Source organism: Ramlibacter aquaticus (assembly GCF_015159745.1).
In the GTDB taxonomy this organism is placed as follows: domain Bacteria; phylum Pseudomonadota; class Gammaproteobacteria; order Burkholderiales; family Burkholderiaceae_C; genus Ramlibacter; species Ramlibacter aquaticus.
Genome location: NZ_JADDOJ010000026.1, coordinates 40,545 through 47,579, shown reverse-complemented (window position 1 = coordinate 47,579; position 7,035 = coordinate 40,545). Strand labels below are relative to the sequence as shown.

The window sequence follows — 7,035 nt, the reverse complement described above, 5'->3', positions numbered from 1 at the left end:
GCCCCGGCCCCCGCCGCCCTGGCCGGCGAAGACGCCCTGACCGTCGCGCAGGCCGAGATCGCGGTGCTGCAGGCGAAGAACGCCGAACTGGGCGAGCAGTACCTGCGCGCCCAGGCCGACATGCAGAACACGCGCCGCCGCGCCGAGGACGAGATCGCCAAGGCGCGCAAGTTCGCCGTGGAGAGCTTCGCCGAGTCCCTGCTGCCGGTGCTGGACAGCCTGGAAGCCGGCCTGGCCATCCAGGCGGCCACCATCGAGCAGATCCGAGAGGGCGCCGAGGCGACCCTGCGCCAGCTCAAGAGCGCCCTGGAACGCAACAAGGTGGTCGAGATCGCGCCCGCGGCCGGCGCCAGGTTCGATCCGCACCAGCACCAGGCCATCTCGGTGGTGCCGATGCCCCCCGGTTCCACACAGGAAGCCAACACCGTGGTCGCCGTGCTGCAGAAGGGTTACCTGATCGCCGAGCGCGTGCTGCGCCCTGCGCTGGTGACGGTGTCCGCGCCCAAGTGAGTGCAGCCCCCGGCTTGAAACCCCACAACTTATCCACAGCTAACCCCCATCAAGACTGAATCGGGCGCAAGCCCCAGAGAGCAAGGAGAAATCATGGGACGCATCATCGGCATCGACCTCGGCACCACCAACTCGTGCGTGGCGGTCATGGAGGGCAACACGCCCAAGGTCATCGAGAACAGCGAGGGCGCGCGCACCACGCCGTCCATCGTCGCCTACCAGGAGGACGGCGAGATCCTCGTCGGCGCCTCGGCCAAGCGCCAGGCGGTGACCAACGCCAAGAACACGCTGTACGCCGTCAAGCGCCTGATCGGCCGCAAGTTCGAGGAAAAGGAAGTCCAGAAGGACATCCACCTCATGCCCTACGAGATCAGCAAGGCCGACAACGGCGACGCCTGGGTCTCGGTGCGCGACAAGAAGCTGGCCCCGCCGCAGATCTCGGCCGAAGTGCTGCGCAAGATGAAGAAGACCGCCGAGGACTACCTGGGCGAGGCCGTGACCGAGGCCGTGATCACGGTGCCGGCCTACTTCAACGACAGCCAGCGCCAGGCCACCAAGGACGCCGGCCGCATCGCCGGCCTGGACGTCAAGCGCATCATCAACGAGCCCACCGCCGCGGCCCTGGCCTTCGGCCTGGACAAGCAGGAAAAGGGCGATCGCAAGATCGCCGTGTACGACCTGGGCGGCGGCACCTTCGACGTCTCCATCATCGAGATCGCGGACGTCGACGGCGAGAAGCAGTTCGAGGTGCTCTCCACCAACGGCGACACCTTCCTGGGCGGCGAGGACTTCGACCAGCGCATCATCGACTACATCATCGGCGAGTTCAAGAAGGAACAGGGCGTGGACCTGTCCAAGGACGTGCTCGCCCTGCAGCGCCTGAAGGAAGCCGCCGAGAAGGCCAAGATCGAGCTGTCCAACAGCAACCAGACCGACATCAACCTGCCCTACATCACGGCCGACGCCTCCGGTCCCAAGCACCTGAACCTGAAGCTGACCCGCGCCAAGCTGGAGTCGCTGGTGGAGGAGCTGATCGAGCGCACCATCGCCCCCTGCCGCACCGCCATCAAGGACGCCGGCGTGTCCATCTCGGACATCCACGACGTGATCCTGGTCGGCGGCCAGACCCGCATGCCCAAGGTGCAGGAGAAGGTCAAGGAGCTGTTCGGCAAGGAGCCGCGCAAGGACGTGAACCCCGATGAAGCCGTCGCCGTGGGCGCGGCCATCCAGGGCCAGGTGCTGGGCGGCGACCGCAAGGACGTGCTGCTGCTGGACGTCACCCCGCTGTCCCTGGGCATCGAGACCCTGGGCGGCGTGATGACCAAGATGATCCAGAAGAACACGACCATCCCGACCAAGTTCGCGCAGACCTTCTCGACCGCTGACGACAACCAGCCGGCGGTGACGATCAAGTGCTTCCAGGGTGAGCGCGAGATGGCCAGCGGCAACAAGCTGCTGGGCGAGTTCAACCTGGAAGGCATTCCGCCGGCGCCGCGCGGCCTGCCGCAGATCGAGGTGACCTTCGACATCGACGCCAACGGCATCCTGCACGTGAGCGCCAAGGACAAGGGCACCGGCAAGGAAAACAAGATCACCATCAAGGCGAACTCGGGCCTGTCGGAGGACGAGATCCAGAAGATGGTGAAGGACGCCGAGCTGAACGCCGAAGAGGACAAGAAGAAGCTCGAGCTGGTGCAGGCCCGCAACCAGGGCGAGGCGCTGGTTCACTCGGTGCGCAAGAGCCTGGGCGAGTACGGCGACAAGCTGGACGGCGGCGAGAAGGAAAAGATCGAGGCCGCCATCAAGGAGGCCGAGGAAGCGCTCAAGGGCGAGGACAAGGACGCGATCAGCGCCAAGACCGATGCGCTCATGAGCGTGAGCCAGAAGCTGGGCGAGAAGATGTACGCCGACATGCAGGCGCAGCAGGCGGCGCAGGCCGCCGGTGCCGGCGCGGCGGCGGGCGGCGCCGAGTCCGCCACGGCTTCCAAGCCGGCCGACGACAACGTGGTCGACGCCGAAGTCAAGGAAGTGAAGAAGGGCTGATGCCCGCGGGCTGAACACCCGGCGACGCGCCGCGCACAGCCCTCACGGCTGGCGCGGCGTTCGCACTTCGAAAGAACACGAACATGGCTGGCAGCAAAAGAGACTATTACGAAATCCTCGGGGTGCCCAAGAACGCCTCGGAGGACGAGATCAAGAAGGCTTATCGCAAGCTGGCGATGAAGTACCACCCCGACCGCAACGAGGGTGACAAGACGGCCGAGGCGAAGTTCAAGGAGGCCAAGGAGGCCTACGAGATGCTCTCGGACGCCGAGAAGCGCTCGGCCTACGACCAGTACGGCCACGCCGGCGTGGACCCCAACATGCGGGGCGCGGGCGGCCCGGGCGCGGAGGGCTTCGGCGGTTTCGCGGAGGCCTTCGGCGACATCTTCGGCGACATCTTCGGCCAGGGCGGCGGGGGCGCGCGCGGCGGGCGCGGCGGCGGTCGCCAGGTCTACCGCGGCAGCGACCTCTCCTACGCCATGGAAGTGACGCTGGAGGAAGCCGCCACCGGCAAGGAAGCGCAGATCCGCATTCCCTCGTGGGAAGGCTGCGACACCTGCCACGGCTCGGGCGCCAAGCCCGGCACCCAGGCCAAGACCTGCACCACCTGCAACGGCCAGGGCGTGGTGCAGATGCGCCAGGGCTTCTTCAGCGTGCAGCAGACCTGCCCGCACTGCCGCGGCTCCGGCAAGATCATCCCCGAGCCCTGCCCCACCTGCCACGGCCAGGGCCGCGTCAAGAAGCAGAAGACGCTGGAGGTGAAGATCCCCGCCGGCATCGACGACGGCATGCGCATCCGCAGTGCCGGCAACGGCGAGCCCGGCACCAACGGCGGCCCCCCGGGCGACCTGTACATCGAGATCCGGCTGAAGAAGCACGAGATCTTCGAGCGCGACGGCGACGACCTGCACTGCGTGGTGCCCATCAGCATCACCCGCGCGGCGCTGGGCGGCGAGATCGAGGTGCCCACGCTGGCCGGCAAAGCCGCCATCGACATCCCCGAGGGCACGCAGCCGGGCAAGCAGTTCCGCCTGCGCGGCAAGGGCATCAAGGGCGTGCGCTCCAGCTACCCGGGCGACCTGTACTGCCACATCGCGGTGGAGACGCCGGTCAAGCTGACCGAGCACCAGCGCAAGCTGCTGCGCGAGCTGGACGAATCGCTGAAGAAGGGCGGCGCCAAGCACTCGCCGGGCGAGGAAAGCTGGGCCGACAAGCTCAAGGGCTTCTTCAGCGCCTGACGCTGCGGGCGATGCCTGCGACACGGGGCCTGCCATGCAGGCCCTTTTTCTTTACCGGCGCCAGCGGGTCGTGCGCACACCGCTGGAGGCCTGGCGCACAGGAATGCCTGGCGACGAGGACCATCGCCCTCAGAACAGGCTGCCCTGCCCCGCCGCCCCGGGCGGCCGGAACTGCGTGCTGTCCAGCACCCTGCGCTCGCGGTTGTAGCCCAGCCGCGCCGCCGCCTTCTGGAAGCGCTGGCCGATCAGTTGCGCCCACACCCCGCTGCCCTTCATGCGGGTGGCGAAGTCGGCGTCGTAGTCCTTGCCGCCCCGCATCTCCTGCACCCGGGCCATGATGCGGGCCGCGCGTTGCGGGTAGTGCACCTCCAGCCATTCACGGAACAGCGGCGCCACCTCCCAGGGCAGGCGAAGCACATGGTAGAAGGCGCTGCGCGCGCCGGCCTCCCAGGCGGCTTCCATCACCTGCTCCATGTCCTCGTTGAGGAAGGGTATCTGCGGCGCCAGGCTGATGCCGCAGGGCACGCCGGCCTCGGCCAGGGTGCGCAGGGTGCGCAGGCGGCGGTGCGGCGCCGCGGCGCGCGGCTCCAGCTTGCGGCACAGGTCGGCGTCCAGCGTGGTGATGGTGATGTAGACCGCCGCAAGGCCGTCCCGGGCCATGGGGGCGATCAGGTCCAGGTCGCGCTCCACGCCGCTGGACTTGGTGACCAGCGCGAAGGGGTGCCGCGCCTCGCTGAGGACCTCCAGCACGGCCCGGGTGAGCCGCAGCTCGCGCTCCACCGGCTGGTAGCAGTCTGTGGCGCTGCCGATGGCGATCACCGAGGGCTGGTAGCCCGGGCGCGACAGTTCCTCGCGCAGCTTCTGCGCGACGTTGCGCTTGGCGATCAGGCGGGTTTCGAAATCCAGGCCCGGCGAGAGGTTGAGGTAGCTGTGGGTGGGCCGGGCGTAGCAGTAGATGCAACCGTGCTCGCAGCCCCGGTAGGGGTTGAGCGAGCGGTCGAAGTAGATGTCGGGCGAGGCGTTGCGCGCGATGACGGACTTCGCGTCTTCCCAGGTGACCTGCGTGGCCGGCGCGGGCTGGCCGTCCAGCAGGTCCGGCAGGCTGCCCCAGCCGTCGTCGAAACCGCCGCGGTCCTCGGCCTGGAAACGGTGCGCCAGGCGCGAGGCGGCGCCCCGGCCCTTGAGCGCCTGCAGCGGGATGGCAACTTCACCCATGCCCGCATGATACTGTTATTCCATACAGTCCAGGTATGCAGCTGTTTCAGCCGCGCATGGCCTGGGCCTCCGCGTTGATGCGCCGCAGGTTGGTCGACAGCTGGCGCGTCACCTGCTGCAACAGGCGGATCTTGAGCTGGGGCCGCTCCCGGTCCAGGCGCTCGAACACCGCCAGGGGCAGGACGCGGCAGCGCGTGGGCTGCACGGCGACCACGTCCGCCGAGCGCGGCGCACCGTCGATGAAGGCCATCTCGCCGAAGCTCATGCCGGCGGTGAACACGTCGACGCGGCGGCCGCGGCCCGGACCCGGCCCGGACAGGCGCACCTCCACCGTGCCTTCGAGCAGGAAGAACATCGCGTCGCCCGGGTCCCCGGCGCGGACCACCGGCTCTCCCGCGGCAAACCCCTGCTCGGGCATGAGCGCCTCCAGCCAGGCCAGGTCCTGCGGGGCCAGCGGCGCCAGCAGTTCGCACTCGCGCAGCGCGACCGCGGCCCCCGCGCCCGCCTGGCGCGCATCGCGCGACAGCAGCAGCTCCTCGGCCGCCTCCAGGGCCATGTCGATGTCGGGCTTGAGCGATCCGGGCGCCAGCCCCTGGGCCACCAGCCGGGGCCCCAGCGCGCGTGCATGGCACAGGCTGACCGACAGTCCGCCCGCCGCCAGGCCCTGCTGCAGGCGGGCCAGCAGCCGCAGGCTGGGCTCGTCGGCGGCCAGCACGTTGCGCAGGTCCAGCACCAGGGCCCGCAGGCCGGACGCCTGCTCGTGCGCTGCGCGGATCACCGGCTCCACGCTGCCGAAGACCAGGTCGCCCTGCAACTCCATCACCCGGATGCGGTGGCCTTCCTGGGCCAGCAGTTCGCGCTGCCAGGGGCTGCGGCGGCGGCGCGAATGCACTTTGCTGGCGTCGTACACCAGCCGCAGCGCCGGCAGGGGGCCACCGGCCTGGAAGAGGTGCAGCGACAGCTCGCGCGACAGATCGGTGCAGACCCGCACGCCGCGCACGCTGTTGCCCTGCGCGTCCAGCGGCGGCGAGAACACGCCGATGCCCAGCTGGCCCGGCAGCACGGCCATCACGCCGCCGCCCACGCCGCTCTTGGCCGGCAGGCCCACCCTGTAGATCCACTCGCCCGAGGCGTCGTACATGCCGCAGGTGGACATCACCGAGAGGATGTTGCGCACGGCCCCGGGCTGCACCGCCACCTGGCCGGTGACGGGATGCAGGCCGTGGTTGGCCAGCGTGGCGGCCATGAGCGCGAGGTCGCGGCAGGTGACCCGCACCGCGCACTGGCGGAAGTAGGTTTCCAGGGTGTCCGTGGGGTCCTCGTCCAGGATGCCGACATTGCGCAGCATCCAGCCGATCGCGCGGTTGCGGTGCCCGGTCTCGCTTTCCGAGCGGTAGACCGCCTCGTCGATGTCCAGTGCGCGGCCGGCGAAGCCGGACAGGAACTCCAGCACGCGCGCGATGCGGCTGCCCGCGGCGTCCTTGTCGAGCAGGCCGCAGGCGGCGATCGCCCCGGCGTTGATCATGGGGTTGAAGGGCGCGCCGCTGCCAGGGCGCAGGCTGATCGCATTGAACGCGTCGCCCGAGGGCTCCACGCCGATGCGCCTGAGGATCTCCTCCTCGCCCCGGTCCTGCAGCGCCAGGCCATAGACCAGGGCCTTGCTGATGGACTGGATGGTGAAGGGCTGGCGCGTGTCGCCCACCTCGTACACATGGCCGTCGCGGGTGGCGATGCAGATGCCGAAGGCACGGGGGTCGGCGTTGGAGAGTTCGGGAATGTAGTCGGCGACCTGACCTTCCAGGGTGGAACGGTGGCGCTCGAACAGGGCATGCAGGACGGCCTCGACCGGCGAGGCCGGGTGTGGGGACCCCGGGGCGGTGCTCATGCGCGGCTCTCCTTCATGCCTTGGATGAGCAAGAGGCGTTCCACACAACTGCACCAGGGTGGTGCACGGCGCCCGCGTAAGCAATCTGCTTAGGCTTGAGGTGTTTTTGGCGTACGGCTGGGTCCCCGGGGAAATGGTTTCATG

General features: G+C 69.1%; 5 protein-coding genes. 3 read left to right on the top strand and 2 right to left on the bottom strand.

Features of this window, described 5'->3' with window-relative positions; all coding sequences use genetic code 11:
• The first annotated feature begins 18 nt into the window (after nt 1-18).
• The 3 genes from grpE to dnaJ all read left to right on the top strand — a co-directional run bounded on the left by grpE (nt 19) and on the right by dnaJ (nt 3,791).
• Nucleotides 19-510 carry a nucleotide exchange factor GrpE gene (gene grpE, locus IM725_RS08505; RefSeq protein WP_193780151.1) on the top strand — a complete coding sequence of 164 codons (492 nt, stop codon included), beginning with the start codon at nt 19-21 and terminating at the stop codon, nt 508-510.
• A gap of 93 nt (nt 511-603) precedes the next feature.
• Nucleotides 604-2,553 (top strand): molecular chaperone DnaK, encoded by a 1,950-nt coding sequence (dnaK, locus tag IM725_RS08500; RefSeq protein ID WP_193780147.1) that lies wholly within the window; start codon nt 604-606, stop codon nt 2,551-2,553.
• 83 nt (nt 2,554-2,636) lie between these two features.
• Complete coding sequence (dnaJ, locus tag IM725_RS08495; RefSeq protein ID WP_193780146.1) at nt 2,637-3,791, top strand: molecular chaperone DnaJ; 1,155 nt, start codon at nt 2,637-2,639, stop codon at nt 3,789-3,791.
• 129 nt (nt 3,792-3,920) lie between these two features.
• Here the strand turns inward: dnaJ and IM725_RS08490 are convergent, their stop codons facing one another.
• Together IM725_RS08490 and glsA are read right to left on the bottom strand one after the other, a co-directional pair.
• A complete protein-coding gene (locus IM725_RS08490) occupies nt 3,921-5,006 on the bottom strand; it encodes a PA0069 family radical SAM protein (protein ID WP_193780145.1) in 1,086 nt (361 codons plus the stop codon).
• Between the two features lie 46 nt (nt 5,007-5,052).
• A complete protein-coding gene (gene glsA / locus IM725_RS08485) occupies nt 5,053-6,891 on the bottom strand; it encodes a glutaminase A (protein WP_193780144.1) in 1,839 nt (612 codons plus the stop codon).
• Nucleotides 6,892-7,035: the final 144 nt, after the last annotated feature.